This window comes from Halobellus clavatus, from assembly GCF_900107195.1.
In the GTDB taxonomy this organism is placed as follows: Archaea; Halobacteriota; Halobacteria; order Halobacteriales; family Haloferacaceae; genus Haloquadratum; species Haloquadratum clavatum.
Window position 1 is genome coordinate 47019 of the sequence record NZ_FNPB01000010.1, and the last position, 16367, is coordinate 63385.

Genomic DNA, 16367 nt, shown 5'->3' on the forward strand with positions numbered 1-16367 from the left:
GCGAAGCGTTCTCGATGCCCCGAATCCCGTTTCACTACGTCGATCTGCGGACCTTCTGCTACGAGACCGAGGACGACAAGCGCGTAGAGAGTGCGCTGCGGACGTTCCTCCCCGAGGACTTCGCGGTGAGCCGCACCGAGAGCGAGGGCCACCACGGCGATCGGATCGTCGTCCTCTCGGCGCGCGTCGAGAACGCTGACGACGTCCGGCACGTCCTCCGGCGACTCGCGTCGCTTCCGGAGTTCGAGACCCTGCTCTCGGAGTTGGACGACCGCGTCACCGACAACACCGAACTGTTCCTTCGCCTCGACAAACAGGCGGCGTTCGGCGGCACGGTCCGTCGCGGCGACGGCATCACCCTCCGAGCGAAGGTCGAGGCCTACCCGGCGTCGAAGGAGGCGGCCGTCGAGAACGCCCGCGAGGCGCTCGAACGCGCAGCGACGCTCGATGCCGACCCCGAGTAGGGCGACCGGCTCTCCGATTCGCTGTCGGCGTCGGACGCGCCGTTCAGAGCCGGTCGTGCCGCACACCAGCGACAGATACTGGCCATTGCAATAAATATATCATCCGACCGAAAGAACGGTCGACGATGCCCTCCACCCGTCAGGACGTCGATCGGCCGTCGGACGCGGTCGCCGTGGCGAATCGGTATCTCAGACGTGAACGCCCGCTGAGTGCCCTCGTCGCCCTGATCGTCGTCGCGATATTCGTCGGAACGTTCCTCGCGACCTCGCTCGTTCCAGCGCTCGTGATCGGGGCCGCGCTCGTGCTCCTCACCCGGGCACCGATCATCCGGTCCCGCGGATCAGTTCGGCTCCAGACCGACGCCGACGTAGAGAGCGTCGTCGACTCGTTCACCGGCGCGACGCCTCCAGTGCTGGCGTTTCAGTGGGGAATCGCAGATCGGATCTCCACGGAAGACGGGCGGGTCCGCTACCACATCTCGTATCTCTTCGGGTTGCGATCGGTCGCGGTGACTGTCGAGACCGAGACCGAGACCGCAGCGAACGGAACCCAACACCTCGAGTTGACAGTCACCGCGAACGAACGACCCTGGTCGACGTATGCTGTGCGGATCTCTCGAACGGCCGATCGGACCGTGATCGAGTACGAATACGAGGCTGACCGGCGGTTCGGCCTCCGACGGATCCCGCAACGTCTCGTCGCCGTGCGGTATCGCGACGAGGCGCTCTCGGCGCAGGGGTACACGGTCGTCGACCGCGACGAACACTTCGGGGTGTAGCGACTCGCTCAGTCGAGCGAGCCGCCGTCGGCGGCGGTTTCCGATCGGGTCAGGCCGCCTGACTGCGGCTCAGGCGTCGGCGACTCCGTCTCGGAGACGGTGAAGGCCGCCAACTGCGCCTGTAGTTCGTCGGCCTGGTCGGCGAGCGTTTCGGCACTCTGTGCGACCTGCGTGAGCGACGCGGTTTGCTCTTGAGCGGCCGCCGACACGGTGTCGGACTCCTCGTTCACCCGCTCGGCCTTCGTAGAGACCTGGTCGACCATACTGGCCACTTCCTCGGTCGAACTCGCCTGTGCGTCCGTCGCATCGCTGATCTCCTGGATGCTCTGGTTCGACGCCTCGACGTTGTCGGCGATCGCTCTGAGTGCCGCCGAGGCGTCCTCGGTCGTCGCCGCCCCGTCCTCGACTCGCTCACCCATCTCGCGGATGCTGCCCACGACTTCGTCCGTCGACGCCTGGATGTCGGTGATGAGTCCCTCGATCTCGTCTGTCGAATCCGCGACTTCCTGTGCGAGTTCTTTGATCTCGTCGGCGATGACGGCGAACCCCTCGCCCCCGTTGTTGGCCTGAGTAGCTTCGATCGAGGCGTTCAGCGCGAGCATATTTGTCTGCTCGGCGATGTCCGTGATCACCTCGACGATCTCGCCGATCTCGTCCATCTCGCCCGCGAGCGACTCGACCTCCGTGATCGTCTGCTCGGCCTGACTCTCGATAGCGTCCATCTCTTCGAGCGCCGCGGTAGCCGATTCGCGGCCCTCCTCGCCGAGCGTCGCGGTCTGCTGTGATTTCGTCGCCATCTCGTCCACCGAGGAGGCGACTTCCTCGATGGTTCCCGAGAGGTCCTGCATCTCCGCGGCGACCTCTTGGAGGTTCGCCGACTGTGACTCGGCGTCCGCGGCGATGTCCTGGATCGAGGCGTTCATCTGTTCGCTCGCGGACTGGCTTTCGGCCGTGCCGGCGGTGACTTCCTCGCTGGCGACCGCGACGCGGTCGGCGAACGAACGAATCTCGACGACCGTCTCCTCGATGTTCCCGACCATCGCGTTGAACGCCTCGCCGATCTGTGTCATCGCCGCGTTCTCGCTTTCAGGATCGACGCGGACGGTGAGTTCCCCGTCGGCGGCGCGTTCCATTCCCGAGCTGTACGCGTCGGCCTTGGCTTCGAGGTGGTCGACGAGCTCCGCCGAGCGCTGCTTTTCGCGCTCGGCCTCCCGGATCCGCTCGCGGAGGGCGTCACGCATCCCGCCGAACGCGCCGTAGAGTTGTCCGATCTCGTCGACCCGGGCTGATTCGAACGCGACATCGAGGTCACCGTCTTCGAGGGCCTGCGCCTTCGAGGTCAGCCGGTTGAGTTCCGAAATGGTGTTGCGACCGATCGTCACGCCTAGCACAGCGAAGCCCAACAACGCCCCGCCGAGGAGGATCAACAAGTTCTGCGAAATCTGTTGTTGGAGGGCGAAGAGCGTGCTCGTCGGCGAGTGGATCATCACGACCCAGTCCGTGCCCGCGACCGGCGCGTAGCCCATCGCCATCTCCGTACCGCTCATCTCCATCTCCATATACCCGGACTGTCCGTCCAGCCCGTTCTTGACGGCCATCGAGTCGACCGATTCCGTGTCCGAAGCGCCCATATTCTGCGTCAGGATCTCGTCGGTTCGGTGGCTGAGGACGGTGGTTCCGTCGGAGTCGACGACCTTCGTGAACGAATCCTGAAGCGGCCGAGGCAGGCCAGCGGCGTAGCTCTCGAGATCGATCACCATCACGAGGACGCGATTCTCCTGATTCGGCACGGCGGCGATGACTGCGGCTGCGGCCGTCTGGGTGTTCGGGTCCTCGTACGGTTCCGAGACGCGAACGCCGTTCTCGCCCAGGTCGAGCGAGCGCTGCATCCACGGGATACCGCGAACGGCGGCGTTGGCTCCGACCGCTTCCGACTCGGAACTGGCCCGATAGATGCCCGTCTGGGTGTCAAGATAGTGAACGACGACGACGTCACTCGGGAGTTTGCCGTCTTCGAGTTGCTGACTGAGATACGCGGAGATCTGCGGTGAATCGCCGCTCTGGACGGGTGCCGAGTACGCCAGCGTCTGGGCGGCCGTTCTCATTTGCTGGACCCACTCGCTGAGTGACACCGACTGCGTCTCCGCGGCCGTCTCCAGTCGAATTTGGGCGTCTTGTGACAGTTCCTCGTTGGTCTCGACGTACGTTACGGCGCCGACGCTGCCGATGAACAGCAGGATGACGAAGATCGCGATGCCGGATTTGACCGCCCATCGCTTCCGGATCATCGCAGGGATCACTATCTCGCGTAGTGGGCGCATTATCACGCTGTGGGAAGGGTACCCAATTAAGTGATAGGTCGTGACTATCACGGTTGAAAATAGCCTCGGAACGACCGGCCAGTCGGGCCGTACCGGGGGTCGAGTCGGGCCGGGTGAATCCGTGCCGGGATCGGACCGGTCGACGGGAGGGGCCGCAGCCAGCGTGAAGAGTAACGGCCGTCGTCGGAGAGAACCACTCGCGGAGAGAGATCCGCTCGGACGGGGCCGAGAAACCGGGCTACTGTGCGTCCTCGATCTGCGGCGAGACATCTTCAGAGAGGTAGTCGATGCACCACTCGATATCGGCCATCGAGGCGGCCGTTCCGTCGCGCTGAATCGAGATCAGGATGCCCGACTTCGTCGTCAGGTTGTCCGGCCACTGCAAGATCCACGCCTCCTCGAAGATGTGGATGACCGACTGGAGGTCGCCTGTCTTGAATGCGTCTTCCGTCCCTCCGAGGTTCAGTTGACTGAGAACGGCTTCGTCGACCAGTTCGCGGTCCTCGGCGTTCGAGTACGACGCGCGAACGTCCGCTCGGAGTTTCATCTCGAAGTCCAGCCCGTTGTATCGGGTCACACCCCGGAGCTCGTCACCGACGCGTTCGGAGACGGCGTCCCAGATCGTCTCTACGAGCGGTTCAGTCATATGTGATTGTGGTGGGGAGATGTGTTAACTATTGTTGCAGATAGCCCAACGGCGGCCGCCTGACGGTGAGAGCCCGTTCAGTCGTCGTGGGAGGTCGGGACGTTCGTTCGGACCGGCTCAGGCATCTATCCACTTGATCGAGCAGCCCTGTGACGGGGTCGACTCGACGGGAATCTCCTCGCCTGCGAGCAGGGCTTCGACGGCGTCGCGCATCTCGTAGCGCTCGGGCTCGGCGTCGGGGTTCATCGCGTCGTCGATCCGCGAGTGGAACGCCAGCCGGAACGCGTCGCCGTCGCGTTCGAACAGGAACGGATCCGGGGTACAGACCGCCCCGTACTCCCGGGCGACCGCTTGCGACTCGTCGCGCAGGTACGCGGTGTACTGCACGTCGCCGTTTTCGACCCGTTCTTCCATCCGTTCGAGTGAGTCGTCGGGGTACTCCTCGGCGTCGTTCGGGTTGATCCCGACGACCGCGAGATCACCGTACGCGTGAGCCAGGTGATTCAGTTCCTCGACCTTCGCCTCCGCATACGGACAGTGATTGCAGGTGAAGACCACGAGCAGGGCGTCGTAATCGGCGAATTCCGACAGCGAGTACGTCTTACCGTCCGCCCCGGGAAGCTCGAAGGCCGGGGCTTCGTCGCCACGCGACAGTTCGGAGTCGGATTCGACAAGGACCATATCCGATGGACGGTCCCGTGGGTAAAAGACGTGTCCGTTCCAGGAGGGACGGCGTCTGCGCCCGCTGGCGGTCCGCGGCCGGTGCCCGCGCCGCCGACTCAGTCGCTCTCGACGCCGGTCGCTGTGCGGAGCACGTCGCTGTCGGCATCGCGGACGATCCGCCACGCGAGCCCGAGCGATGCGAGGCCGATCCCCGCCACGAGGCCGAACGAGACGCCGAGGCCAGCCGTGTCGATCAGATACCCGAACACTGGCGGGGCGACGACGCCGCCGAGTGAGATGCCGATCGTCACGAGCGCGAAGTTCTTTCCCAGATCGGCACGCGCAGAGAGCCGGTCGGCGAGCGTCGAGCGCGCCGGGCGGGAGAAACTGATGCTCCCGCTCAGGAGCAACACCAAGACGAGCCCCGCCAGTGGGAGCGAGAGCGTCGCCAGCAACGCCGACAGGACGACGAGCGCAGCGTAGCCGGCGACGACGATTGGCCCTGCCCCGATCCGATCGGTGAGGCCCCCGCCCGCGAGGATCAGCCCGGCCCCGACCGCGAGCATCGCGGAGGTGAGCGCGCTCGCGGTGCCGTCCGCGAGGCCGTACCCCCCAGCGAGCAGACTGGGCGTGTAGGTCCGGATCGTCCACGCGGCGATCGACGTGAGGAACGCGAGCACGGTGAGCCCGAGGATCCCCTCCGAGGCGGTCAGGGTCCGGACCAGCGACTGGAGTCGACCCGGGATCGAGCGCAGGGTGGGACGCTCCTCGGGGCGTTCGGCCAGCCCCGGCCGCGTGATCTCGTCGTCGACCGTTCGGAACCTGAGGAGGCAGTACGCGCTGTAGACGGCCCCGATCGCGGTGAGCACCCACAGTGCGGTCCGCCAAGAGAGCCCGAGCGCCGTCGTCGCTGCCACCACGGCGAAGGGGGCCGCGAGTCCGACCGCGCCGCCGAACGCGTGGACGCTGTAGGCCCGCCCGCGGGTGTCGTCCGTCGAGGCCGATGCCAACAGCGGATAGTGCGCCGGGTGGTGGCCGGCGACGCCGACCCCGACGACGAACTGCGCGGCCAGGAGCCACGCGTAGGAGGTCGCGGTCGCCGTGAGCACCGCTCCCAGCGTGCCGAGCACGAGCGAGATGCCGAGCACGAGCGTCCGGCTGTACGCATCAGAGAGGTAGCCCAGCGGGAGCTGCAAGAGGAGGATGACCGCGTTCTGGACGCCGATCGCCAATCCGATGGCCGCGATGCTGACGTCGAAGCGAGCGGCGAGAACGCCGACGAGCGGCGCGAGCATCACGATGTAGGAGTGATTGACGAAGTGCGACCCTGTCACGAGCGCAACGACGCTCCGGTTCCCTGCAGCCGTCACAGGTGGTGGTCGTCACCGAAGGGGAATATACTCGCCGAAACCGTCCCGCGACTCGTCCGCGACGACGGGAAGAGAAACCGAGACACAGCGGACGGCGAACGCGCCGCCCTGACCGGTTCACCCGCGGCTGCGACGCCGCTCGCGGTCGCCCTGGCGTCGCCAAACCTGCGCGAACGACTCGAAGAAGTCCGCATCGGTGTCCACGACGACGTGCTCGGCGCGGAGGCGCCGCGCTCGGGCGGCGACGTCGTCGATGTGGGCCGACAGCCTGTTTCGGTACGACTCCGCCGTCGAGCCCGCGAAGTACGTCCGCTGGGTGGCTCCGGTCTCTGGGTCCTCGAAGACGGTGTCGCCGGCGACGTCGGGGTCCCGTTCGTCGGGGGCGACGACGTGGAGCAAGAGCACGTCGTTGTCGCCGAGCGCCGCGAGTCCGTTCTCGATCGCGTCGGGATCGGCCAAGAAGTCGCTCACGACCACGACCAGCGAGCGCGAGTGAATCGTCCCGGCGTAGGCCGCGAGCGCGTCGGCGAACGCGGTCCGGTCGTCGGGGTCGATGTCGTTCACCCGATCGAGGAGTCGGAGCAGTTCGCCCCGGTTCGACTGGCGACGGTCGAGCCGTTCGACGTCGGTCCCGATCGTCGCGAACCGGAACGCGTCGTGCCCCGCCGCGGCGAAGTACGCGAACGCGAGTCCGAACCGGGCGCCGAACTCGAATTTGTGCGCGTCGCCCTCGCCGAAGTCCATCGAGGCAGAGGTGTCTAAGAGCACGTGGACCGTGAGGTTCCGCTCGGCCTCGTACTGCTTGATGAAGTACTGGTCCGTTCGCGCGTAGACCCGCCAATCGATGCGCCGGACGTCGTCGCCCGGCGCGTACCGCCGGTAATCGCTGAACGTGAGCCCCTCGCCGACGTTCGGCGACTGCTGTTCGCCCTGTCGAGGCGAGTCGGTCTCCCGCGTCAGCGACGTCTCGAGGGCGGCGAGTTCGTCGAGGAACGACGGCTCAATCGGCATCGTCGAGCAGCGTCGCGACGACGTCGTCGGCGGTCGTGCCCTCGCGCTCGGCACGGAAGTCGACGATAAGTCGGTGTCTGAGTACCGGATTGGCCATCGCCGCGACGTCGTCCCAGGTGACGTGTGATCGGCCTTCGAGGAACGCGCGCGCTTTCGCGGCCACGACGAGCCCCATACTGGCCCGCGGACTCGCCCCGAACTCGACGTTCTCTGCAGTCCGGGTCGCCCGCACGAGATCGATCACCCTGTCGCGGATGTCGTCGGCGATCGGTAGTTCCCGCACCAGTTGCTGGGCGCGCTGGAGTCCCTCGCGGGAGAGCACCCGGTCGACCGCTGGGTCGGGTGCGCCCGTCGTGTAGCGATCCACGATCTCGCGCTCCTCGCCGCGGCTCGGATAGTCGACGAGGATCTTGAGGAGGAACCGGTCGGTCTGGGCCTCCGGGAGCGGGTAGGTGCCCTCCTGATCGATGGGGTTCTGCGTGGCCAGGACGAAGAAGGGCCGCGGGAGGTCCCGCGTCTCACCCGCCGTCGTCACCTGTTTCTCCTGCATTGCCTCCAGGAGCGCAGCCTGGGTCTTCGGCGTCGCGCGGTTGATCTCGTCGGCGAGGACGAGGTTCGCGAACACCGGGCCACGCTCGAAGACGAACTCCCGATCACCGCCGGCCTCGCGGATGATCTCCGTGCCGGTGATGTCGGCCGGCATCAGATCGGGCGTGTTCTGGATGCGCGAGAACGAGAGGTTCGTGGCCTCGGCGATCGTCCGCACGAGCGTCGTCTTCCCCAGTCCGGGGTTGCTCTCGATCAGGGCGTTGCCGTCACAGAGCAAACAGACGAGCAGTTGCTCGACCACGTCGGACTGCCCGACGATTCGTTTGCCGACCTCCGTGCGGAGGGCTGTGAGTCTGCGCTGAATCCGGTCGATGTCGTCGTTTGAGCCGTTCATCGGTTCGTATCGCTATTGGGTCGTCGCCGTCGTCTCGTCGTCTTCGATCTCTCTGATTCGCAGGTTGTACTCGCGGACGAGGGCGGCGTCCTCGATCCGTTCTTCACCCCTGAATCCGGCCTGCTGACTGTCGAACTCGCCGCTTCCGCCGCCGACGTCGCCGTAGTTGTCACCGCCGCCGGCCCCGCCTTCGTCGATCACCTCGCCGCTGCCCGTGACGCTGATGTTCTCAAGTTCCTCGCCCGCCTGGACGTCCTCGCGGTCGCCGAGTACTTGGTCGCCGTCCTGGAGCCCGTCGTCGTCCGGCTGCTCGACGGTCGGGCCGCCGTCGGGCCCGAACAGCCCCCCGAGATCCGGATCGACGACAGCGACCTGGATGCTCGCGATGCTGATGAGGACGATCAGCACGGCCGTGACGGCGACGCGGCGCAGCGCGACGAGCTCGAACGTCGACGTCTCGCCGAGCGTCTCGATCACGTCGTCGTAGAGCCGCCGCGCCATCGTTCCGTCGTGTCCGTCCTCGATGGCGTCGCGAGCCGTCCGCAACGCCGCGCGGAGCGTCGGGTTCGCGGCCTCGAACTGCTCGACGAGGGGCCGTCGCATCCGGAACAGAAACCCGGCGGCGAACGCGACGACACCGAGTGCGACGGCGACGAGCGAGGGCGCGCCGACCGTCTGGGGCGCTGCGGTTCCCAGGACGGGCACGCCGCGGAGCGCTGTGACCAGAGCACTCGGGAGTCGGACGTGGACCGCCAGAGCGCCGGGCTCGAAGAGCGCCAAGAGGAGGTTCGCCGCGAGTGCGACGAGCGCCGCCTCGACGGCTGCGTGGATGACCGCGGCCTTCCGGACCTCACGGCGGACCTCGTCGAGCGCCGCGCGTATCTGCGCGGTCGGGGCACCGGACGCCGCCGACGCTGCCTCCGTCGATGGGGATCCACTCGCTGCGTTCCTTCCGTCGGGATCTGGATCCGGGTCACTCGACATTATCACACGCTTCCGGGACGCTCTCGTTCTCTTGCGGCCACTGCTCACAGACCGTCTGCAGGTCCTCGCGGGCGGCGTCCCGGTCGGACCGCACCTGTTCGAGTTGGCTCTCCAGCGATTCGATCTCCGATTCGAGTTGCGACACCTGCGACTCGAGCGAACTGACCCGATCGCGGGCGGTCTGTAGGTCCTCCCGCAACTGTTCGTTCTGTTCGCGGAGCTGGCTGTTCTGTGTCTCGACTGCCGAGACGCTCGACTGGTAGAGGACCGTCACCCCGACGGTCCCGGCGGCGAGGACCAGCAGGGCGACGACGAACACCACGTTGGGGCGACGGCCGACGAACGTCACGGGAGGCCTCCGTCCGAGGTGGTCGTTTGGCGACGAACTTGAAGCCGCCGGTAGCTCACTTCGGCGGTGAATACGAGCAGTCCGGCGAGGAGGAAGAGCCAGGTCCAGTCGGTCTGGACCGGACGGACGCCGCTGGCCCTGTCGGCGGCGAACCGGGCGATCGCTGCACCCTGGCCGGCGGTGAACTCGCGACCGCCCGTCTCCTCGACGAGCGAGTCGAGGCCTGGTGCCGGGCCGAACGAGGCGTACTCCGCGGGGTAGTTCGCGGCGTAGGTCGCGTTCGCGACCCGGAAGTAGCCCGTCTCCTCGGGAGTGACCGTCGCCCGATACGTCTCCTCGCCGGCCCGTCGGAACGAGAGGCTCTCGATCTCCGGGCGCGCGGTCCCCCGGTACGTCACCGTCGTCGGGACGCCGACGCGGGTGTCCGGCAGGCCGACGATCCCCGTCGCTTTCCGCTCGGGGTCGCCGATGGCGTAGTTCGTCGTCCGCGTCAGGAGAAGCGAATCGGGCTCACGGAGCAGGCCGTCGAGGGTCCCGTCTTCGCTGTAGGCCGAGACCGTCGCGACGCGCCCCAGCCCGTAGCGCCACGTCGCGACCGCCGGCTGCCCGTCGCTGCCGGCGACGAGGAAGTTCGCGCCCGGGCGGACCGAGACCGCGTTGAACGCCGCTGGCGACGACGTCAGCGTGACTCCCGAGGTGACGAATGCGCTCCGGTCGAGCACGACGAGGCCGGACCCGCCCGGCGCGCCAGCGCCGCCGAAGAGGATGCCCAGCCGAGTCGTCTCCGTCGCGCGGAAGTAGCTGCCGCCGCCCGCGCCGGCGATCGTCCGGAGCGTGCCCTCGTTGACGCGCTCGCCCGCACCGACGGTGATGACTCGGATGCCCCGCTCGGAGAGCCGCGCGGCGATCTCCGCCGCGCGCTCGGGGTTGTCGCCGCCGTCGCTGACGAGGATGATCGTCCCGGTCCGATCGCCGAGCAGTTCGGCAGCGCCGTTCACGCCGGCCGCGATGTCCGTTGCACCGCCGGCGCGGAGCCGCCGGATCTTGTCCTGTAGTTCGCCGCGGTTCCGCGAGAGCGGTTCGACATCGCTCACTCGGTAGGCCTGATAGTTGAAGCCGACCAGACCCACCTCGTTCTCGTCGCCGAGTTGGTCGAGGACCGACAGCGCGGCGGACTTCTGGATCCGCATCCCGCCCTCGGCGCTGCCGGAGACGTCCACGGAGAGGACGATGTTCGTCGCGCGCCGCTGGCCTTCGCCGACCGAGACCGGGAGCATCGACGCGATCTCCGACCCGCGGTAGTTGCCGCCGGCGAAGGCGTTGGGCCCGCCGACGACCAGCAGGCCCCCGCCGTCGATGACGAACGCCTGCAGTCGATCGACGTTCCCGATCGAGTCCGCCGGTGCGTCCTGCACCACGACGGCGTAGTACGAGGAGAGGTTCTCCGGGACCTGTTCGGCGGTCGTGACGTCGTAGAGTTCGCCGAGGTACTCGCGGAACGGGTACTCGCCCGGCGAGACGTAGAGGACTTCGGGCCGCTCGACGACCCGCACCGTCTTCCGGGAGACGTCGTTCGCCGCGAAGCGGTCGGTCACGTCGATCTCGGCGGTGATCGTGTGGCTCCCCGTCGACTGGAACGTGTGATTGAACGGAACCGTCGTCGGCACGTCGTTCGCCGTGCGTTCCAGCACCCGCTCGCCGTCGACCCGCACGGTGACCGTCGCCGAGGTGTTCGGGCCGACGCCGTCGATACGAGCAGCGAAGCGGTTTTCGACGCCGAGGCTGGCCTTTTCGGGCCCCGAAACCGTTACCGAGCGCTCTCTCGTCCGCGGCTCCGGGGAGACGGTCGAGACCGACGCGTTGACCGAGCGTGCGAGCGCCGCCGCCTCCCGGAGCGACTGCCCGCTCGTGACGCGTCCGTCGCTGACGAGGATGAGGCTGCCGTTCTCTCGGACGTTCGCGGCCACCGCGTCGCCGATCGGCGAGGACGCGTTCGCGCCCACCGGAACCCGCCGGACCGAGACGCCCGCGGATTCGATAGATTCGGACAGCCGACCGGCGACGTTCGGTGTGACGGCGACGCTGTCGGAGCGGTCGACGAGCATCGTCACGCTCGGGTCGCCGGCCGTCTCCCGCGACTGGACGGTGTACGGCCCGGCGGCACCGACGACGACGAGCGCGACGACAGCGACGCGCGCGGCCAGGAGCCAGCGACGGGAGGTCATCGACGCCGCCCCCGAGGCGGCCCGATAGATCAGCGCCCACGCCGCCGCTGCGCCGAGCGGCAGCGCCAGGAGGAACAGCGGGCGGGCGAGTCCGACCGAGAGCGCGTCGGTGAGTTCGACGCTCACCATCAGAGATCACCTCGCCGTCGGAGCACCGCGAGTTCCCCGATCGCGACCGCAACGAGGCCGAGCGCGAGATACTCAGTCAGCGGATCCGGGGCGGTCCGCTCCTCGGTGCGCGACGTCGCGCCACCGCTCGCCGTCTGATCGACCGGTGCTGCCACGACGTCGGACTCGCTCGGGCTGAGGAGCGTCGCACTGTATCGGCGGTCGTCGGTGGCGTAGAACCCCGCCTCGCGGGTCACCACGCTCGACGCAGTCACCTCGCCAGCCGGCGTCTGGATCGCTGTGCGGTTTCCGAACCGGATCCGTGCGCCGGTCTCGCGGTTCAGTTCCGCGAGCGACTCGCGTCCGGCGAGCCCGTAGACAGCCCGTTTCCAGAAGATCGGGTACTCGTAGTCGTATTTGAACGACGAGGCCGATTCCAGATAGCCGTAGTAGAGGACCCGACCGCCGTCGCGCGAGTCGGTCGCCACGATCGGCGTCCCGTCGGTCGTCGATACGAGCGCCTGCCCCGCCCGGAGGTCACCGCGAACGTGTCGCTCCGGCGGCGGGAAGGTGAGACCGCGCGTGAGATCGGCGTCTGCGGGGGTCCCGAGCGTCGGGTTCGACCCCATCGTCGTCGGCTCGACGAGCAGGAGGTCGCCGTAGTCCTCGACCGGCATCGACGAGAGCGACTGCGCCTGGATTCCGACGCCGCCGCCCGCCGAGAGCGCCTCGCGGCCGGCCGTGAGGTGCGTTTGCCCGAGCGAATCGGCGTCGGCGTTGCTGTAGAGGACCGCGTCGTAGGCCTCGCCGGGCGGGTTCGGGGGCCGATCCGGCGGCCTGACGGTGGTCAGTTCGACCGGTTCGAGCACCGACAGTGCCGCGGTCAGATAGCGGTTCTCGTCGTTCGTGACGAGTAAGACGTCGACAGTCGCGTCCGCGGGCGCGGCCACGTAGGCGACGTCGTCGGTCGGGAACGAATCTCCCGGCGAGAGGCGGAGTTCACCGCCGCCGTCGGGCACCGGGAGCGTGACGCTCCGGACGTCGCCGGCGTCGAGCGAGACCGTCGTGGACTCCTCGCCGAGTGAGACCTCCCGGTCGACGGCGTCTGCGCCGAAGTTCTGGATCGAGACCGTGACTTCCTCGCCGGAGAACTCCCGATCGACGATGCCGACGTTGCCCGCGCCGCCCCCGGCGAACTGCCGGAGATCGACCGTCAATCCGCGTGCGCGGGCCGCCTGCACGGCCGGTCGCCAGTCGTCGTCGCCGGCGAAGTCGCTGAGAACGACGATCCTGGCGTTCTCGCCGGCGATGCTCGTCGCTCGTGAAATCGCCGTGCGCAGGTTCCCGGGAGCGGCCGTCGGGCGGAGCGACGACAGCGTCGTCTCGGCGTCCGACGCGGTACCGCCGCGGAGCGCGATCCTCGCGCTCCCGTCGGCGACGACGACGGACGTGGTGGGGGTGACGTCGGTGCGGGCGGCCGCGACTGCCTGATCGAACCGCGTCCCGTCTCCGGTCTCGACGTTCATACTGGCGCTGGCGTCGACGATCAGTACTGTCTCCTCGACTGTCTCGGACTGTGGCGCGGCGACGTACGGGCTCGCGAGCGCGAGCGCGAACAGGAGTATCGCCAGCAGATGGAGCGCCAAGAGCGCGTTGCGCTTGAGTCGTTCGAGCAGCGGCGTCGACGACGAGGTCCCCGAGGCGTCCGACAGGAATCGGACCGTCGGGAGCGTCACCCGTCGCGGATCCGGCCGGATCAGATAGAGGATGAGCACGGGAACGGCCGCCAGCAGGGCGGCGAGACCGAGCGGAGAGAGGAAAACGTCGGAGAGGGCCATCGTGATGGTGGGGGACCCCCGGGATATTGGGCCTTTCCCACTGCCGTCGGCCGACAGTTCGCCCGCAGCCGATGCGTGCCGTTCGATGGCGGGAGAGCAAATCATTTCAACAGGGCACCCCTCGCCTCAGGTATGGAAGCGAAGCGGGAACTGCTCGACCTGTTGCTGAGCGACGCTCGACAGAGCACTGAGGACATCGCGCGACAACTCGGCGTCGACGCAGCAACGGTCGAGGAGCTGGTCGACGAGCTAGAGGCCGAGGGGGCAGTCCGCGGGTACCAGGCCGTCGTCGACTGGGACAGCGTGGACGAAGGACACGTCCGCGCGGAAGTCGAGTTGAACGTCGAACTCGACCGCGAGACCGGCTACGAGGACATCGCCCAGCGGATCGCGAAGTTCTCTCAGGTCGCGTCGCTGCGGCTCATCTCAGGCGACTACGACTTCGCTGTCGACGTCGAAGGCGACTCGATGCACGACGTCTCGAACTTCGTCTCAGAACAGATCGCGCCGATTCCCGAAGTCACCCAGACGGTGACGCACTTCGTGATGCGGACCTACAAGGAACGCGGCGTCTACTTCGGCGACGGCGACGACGACGACCGACTGGCCGTCTCACCATGAGCGAGGAGCTCACGAGCCCGCTCTCGAAGCGAGCGCGACAGACGCCGCCGTCGGGAATCCGCCGGTTCTTCGAACTCGCCGAGGAGATGGACGACCTCGTCTCCCTCGGCGTCGGCGAACCCGACTTCTCGGCGCCGTGGGCCGCTCGCACGGCCGCGATCGACTCCCTGGAGAAGGGACGGACTTCCTACACCGCGAACCGCGGCCGTCGCGACCTCAGAGAGCGGATCGCCGAACACGTCTCCCGGTACGACCTCCACTACGACCCCGACGAGGAGGTCCTCGTCACCACGGGCGCGTCAGAGGGGGTCGATCTCGCGATGCGCGCGCTGGTGGATCCCGGCGACGTGGTGGCGGTCCCCGAACCGTCGTACATCTCCTACGGGCCGACGGTGACGTTCGCCGGCGGCGAACCGCTCTCGGTTCGGACTCGCGCCGAGACCGACTTCGTGCTCACCTACGACGACCTCGAACGCGCCGGGGCCGCCGAGGCGTCGGTGCTGGTCCTCTGCTATCCGAACAACCCGACCGGCGCGGTGATGAGTCGCGACGAACTCGCCGAGGTCGCCGAGTTCGCCCGCGAGCACGATATCTTCGTCCTCTCGGACGAGATCTACGCGGCGCTCCGGTACGAAGACGACCACGTCTCGATCGCGACGCTTCCGGGGATGCGCGAGCGGACGGTCGTGTTCAACGGCTTCTCGAAGGCCTACGCCATGACGGGGCTGCGTCTGGGCTACGCGCTCGGCCCCCCGGAAGTGATCGACGGGATGAATCGAATCCACCAGTACACGATGCTGTCGTCGCCGACCACGGCACAGTACGCCGCCATCGAAGCGCTCGAATCCTGTGACGACGCCGTCGCGGAGATGCGAACGGAGTTCGATCGCCGGCGACAGTTCGTCATCTCGCGGTTCAACGAACTCGGGATGGACTGCTTCGAGGCGAAGGGCGCGTTCTACGTGTTCCCGCAGTGTCCGCCCGGGTGGGAGAACGACGAGGAGTTCGCAGAAGCCCTGATCCGAGAGGAACGCGTCGCACTCGTACCGGGACGGGTCTTCGGGGCCGGCGGAGAGGGCCACCTGCGCGTCTCCTACGCGTCCGGAATGCGTGATCTGAGGACGGCACTCGATCGGATCGAGTCCTTCGTCGAGTCGCGCTGAGGGAGACGTTTCAGTTCACAAAGTATTATTTGGGAGGCCAACCTGAGTGAAAACGAATGCACGCAGGACGCGGCTCCGACGACGCAGCCGTTGGTGCCACTGTGGGCGTTGCGACGGCCCTCGAGGACCTGAAGTCGCGCGGAAGCGCGCTGCTGGTCGTCGGGTCGGTGCCGGAGACGGAGTACGCACGCGTTTCGGGGTGTATGCTCGGTGACGCCTCCGAAGATCGGCGGCGATTGATCGTCGAACGGGGACGAAGTCCGGACGTTCGCTTCGCTGACATCGATCGCTGGACGCCCGAGTGGACGCGGATCCTTCACTGCGATGTCGACGCCAGAGGGTCGACGGACGTAGACGCCTCGGGAGCAGCGACTCCCGAATTCGGAACCGACGGCCCCGAATCAGGACCGACTGGCCCGTCGTCCGAGGGAATGCCGACGAATGGTCCCAAGCGATCGCTCGACGTCAGGACGTCGGTGTCGGGGTCGGTCACCGAACTGGGTATCGAAGTCAGCACCGCAATCGATCAGTTGAACACGATCGCGGGAGGACTCGACCCGGCGGAACTACGAATCGCGTTCGACTGCACCACGTCGCTCCTCTCGAGGTACGACGAACAGACCGTCTTTCGCTTCCTCCACCTCCTCGCCAACGACGTGCGACGCGTCGAGGCGATGGGCCACGTCAGGCTCCAGAAGCCGTACGACGCGGAGATCGTCAGGCTGCTAGAACCGCTCTTCGACGCGGTCGTCGAACTGCGTCTCGAGGGGACGGTGACGCAGCAGCGATGGCACTTCCGCGACGCGGGGGTGACCTCGGAGTGGCTGTCGATCGACTGACTGCGGCGAGCACACCGACCAGTACGTTTTTTATTATGTGCGT

General features: G+C 67.4%; 15 protein-coding genes. 5 read left to right on the forward strand and 10 right to left on the reverse strand.

The features are described from left to right. Positions 1-14: 14 nt before the first annotated feature. Together BLU74_RS13690 and BLU74_RS13695 are read left to right on the forward strand one after the other, a co-directional pair. Positions 15-464: an RNA-binding protein gene (locus tag BLU74_RS13690; protein WP_089768287.1), complete on the forward strand. Its 450-nt coding sequence runs from the start codon at positions 15-17 to the stop codon at positions 462-464. Positions 465-589: 125 nt separating this feature from the next. Then, positions 590-1243, forward strand: a complete 654-nt coding sequence (locus BLU74_RS13695) for a hypothetical protein (RefSeq protein WP_089768289.1) — start codon at positions 590-592, stop codon at positions 1241-1243. A gap of 8 nt (positions 1244-1251) precedes the next feature. Here the strand turns inward: BLU74_RS13695 and BLU74_RS13700 are convergent, their stop codons facing one another. From BLU74_RS13700 to BLU74_RS13745, 10 genes are all read right to left on the reverse strand, one after another. Continuing rightward, the gene (locus BLU74_RS13700; protein WP_175454657.1) at positions 1252-3564 is read right to left on the reverse strand and encodes a methyl-accepting chemotaxis protein; all 2313 of its coding nucleotides are present in this window, start codon (positions 3562-3564) and stop codon (positions 1252-1254) included. Positions 3565-3802: 238 nt separating this feature from the next. Then, positions 3803-4210 (reverse strand): DUF7522 family protein, encoded by a 408-nt coding sequence (locus tag BLU74_RS13705; RefSeq protein ID WP_089768292.1) that lies wholly within the window; start codon positions 4208-4210, stop codon positions 3803-3805. Positions 4211-4327: 117 nt separating this feature from the next. Next, on the reverse strand, positions 4328-4891 hold the full coding sequence (locus tag BLU74_RS13710; RefSeq protein ID WP_089768294.1) for a thioredoxin family protein: 564 nt from the start codon (positions 4889-4891) through the stop codon (positions 4328-4330). 98 nt (positions 4892-4989) lie between these two features. Further along, entirely contained in the window at positions 4990-6243 is a 1254-nt protein-coding gene (locus tag BLU74_RS13715) for an MFS transporter (RefSeq protein ID WP_245705808.1), read from the reverse strand. A 117-nt stretch (positions 6244-6360) separates the two neighbouring features. Further along, positions 6361-7254: a DUF58 domain-containing protein gene (locus BLU74_RS13720; RefSeq protein WP_089768296.1), complete on the reverse strand. Its 894-nt coding sequence runs from the start codon at positions 7252-7254 to the stop codon at positions 6361-6363. Continuing rightward, on the reverse strand, positions 7244-8197 hold the full coding sequence (locus tag BLU74_RS13725; RefSeq protein WP_089768298.1) for an AAA family ATPase: 954 nt from the start codon (positions 8195-8197) through the stop codon (positions 7244-7246). The genes BLU74_RS13720 and BLU74_RS13725 overlap by 11 nt, the downstream gene beginning before the upstream one ends. A 12-nt stretch (positions 8198-8209) precedes the next feature. Continuing rightward, positions 8210-9181 (reverse strand): DUF7502 family protein, encoded by a 972-nt coding sequence (locus tag BLU74_RS13730; RefSeq protein ID WP_089768299.1) that lies wholly within the window; start codon positions 9179-9181, stop codon positions 8210-8212. After that, positions 9171-9530, reverse strand: coding sequence for a hypothetical protein (locus tag BLU74_RS13735; protein ID WP_089768301.1), 360 nt, complete (start codon positions 9528-9530; stop codon positions 9171-9173). The genes BLU74_RS13730 and BLU74_RS13735 overlap by 11 nt, the downstream gene beginning before the upstream one ends. Continuing rightward, on the reverse strand, positions 9527-11884 hold the full coding sequence (locus tag BLU74_RS13740; protein ID WP_089768303.1) for a vWA domain-containing protein: 2358 nt from the start codon (positions 11882-11884) through the stop codon (positions 9527-9529). The genes BLU74_RS13735 and BLU74_RS13740 overlap by 4 nt, the downstream gene beginning before the upstream one ends. Continuing rightward, complete coding sequence (locus BLU74_RS13745) at positions 11884-13701, reverse strand: vWA domain-containing protein (protein ID WP_089768305.1); 1818 nt, start codon at positions 13699-13701, stop codon at positions 11884-11886. Before BLU74_RS13745 ends, BLU74_RS13740 begins: the two co-directional genes overlap by 1 nt. Before the next feature lie 132 nt (positions 13702-13833). Between BLU74_RS13745 and BLU74_RS13750 the strand changes: the two genes are divergently transcribed. From BLU74_RS13750 to BLU74_RS13760, 3 genes are read left to right on the forward strand one after another with little or no spacing between them, the layout of a single operon-like run. Continuing rightward, a complete protein-coding gene (locus tag BLU74_RS13750) occupies positions 13834-14322 on the forward strand; it encodes an Lrp/AsnC family transcriptional regulator (RefSeq protein ID WP_089768307.1) in 489 nt (162 codons plus the stop codon). Continuing rightward, positions 14319-15485: a pyridoxal phosphate-dependent aminotransferase gene (locus BLU74_RS13755; RefSeq protein WP_089768309.1), complete on the forward strand. Its 1167-nt coding sequence runs from the start codon at positions 14319-14321 to the stop codon at positions 15483-15485. The genes BLU74_RS13750 and BLU74_RS13755 overlap by 4 nt, the downstream gene beginning before the upstream one ends. A gap of 56 nt (positions 15486-15541) precedes the next feature. Next, on the forward strand, positions 15542-16324 hold the full coding sequence (locus BLU74_RS13760; RefSeq protein WP_089768311.1) for a DUF7504 family protein: 783 nt from the start codon (positions 15542-15544) through the stop codon (positions 16322-16324). Positions 16325-16367: the final 43 nt, after the last annotated feature.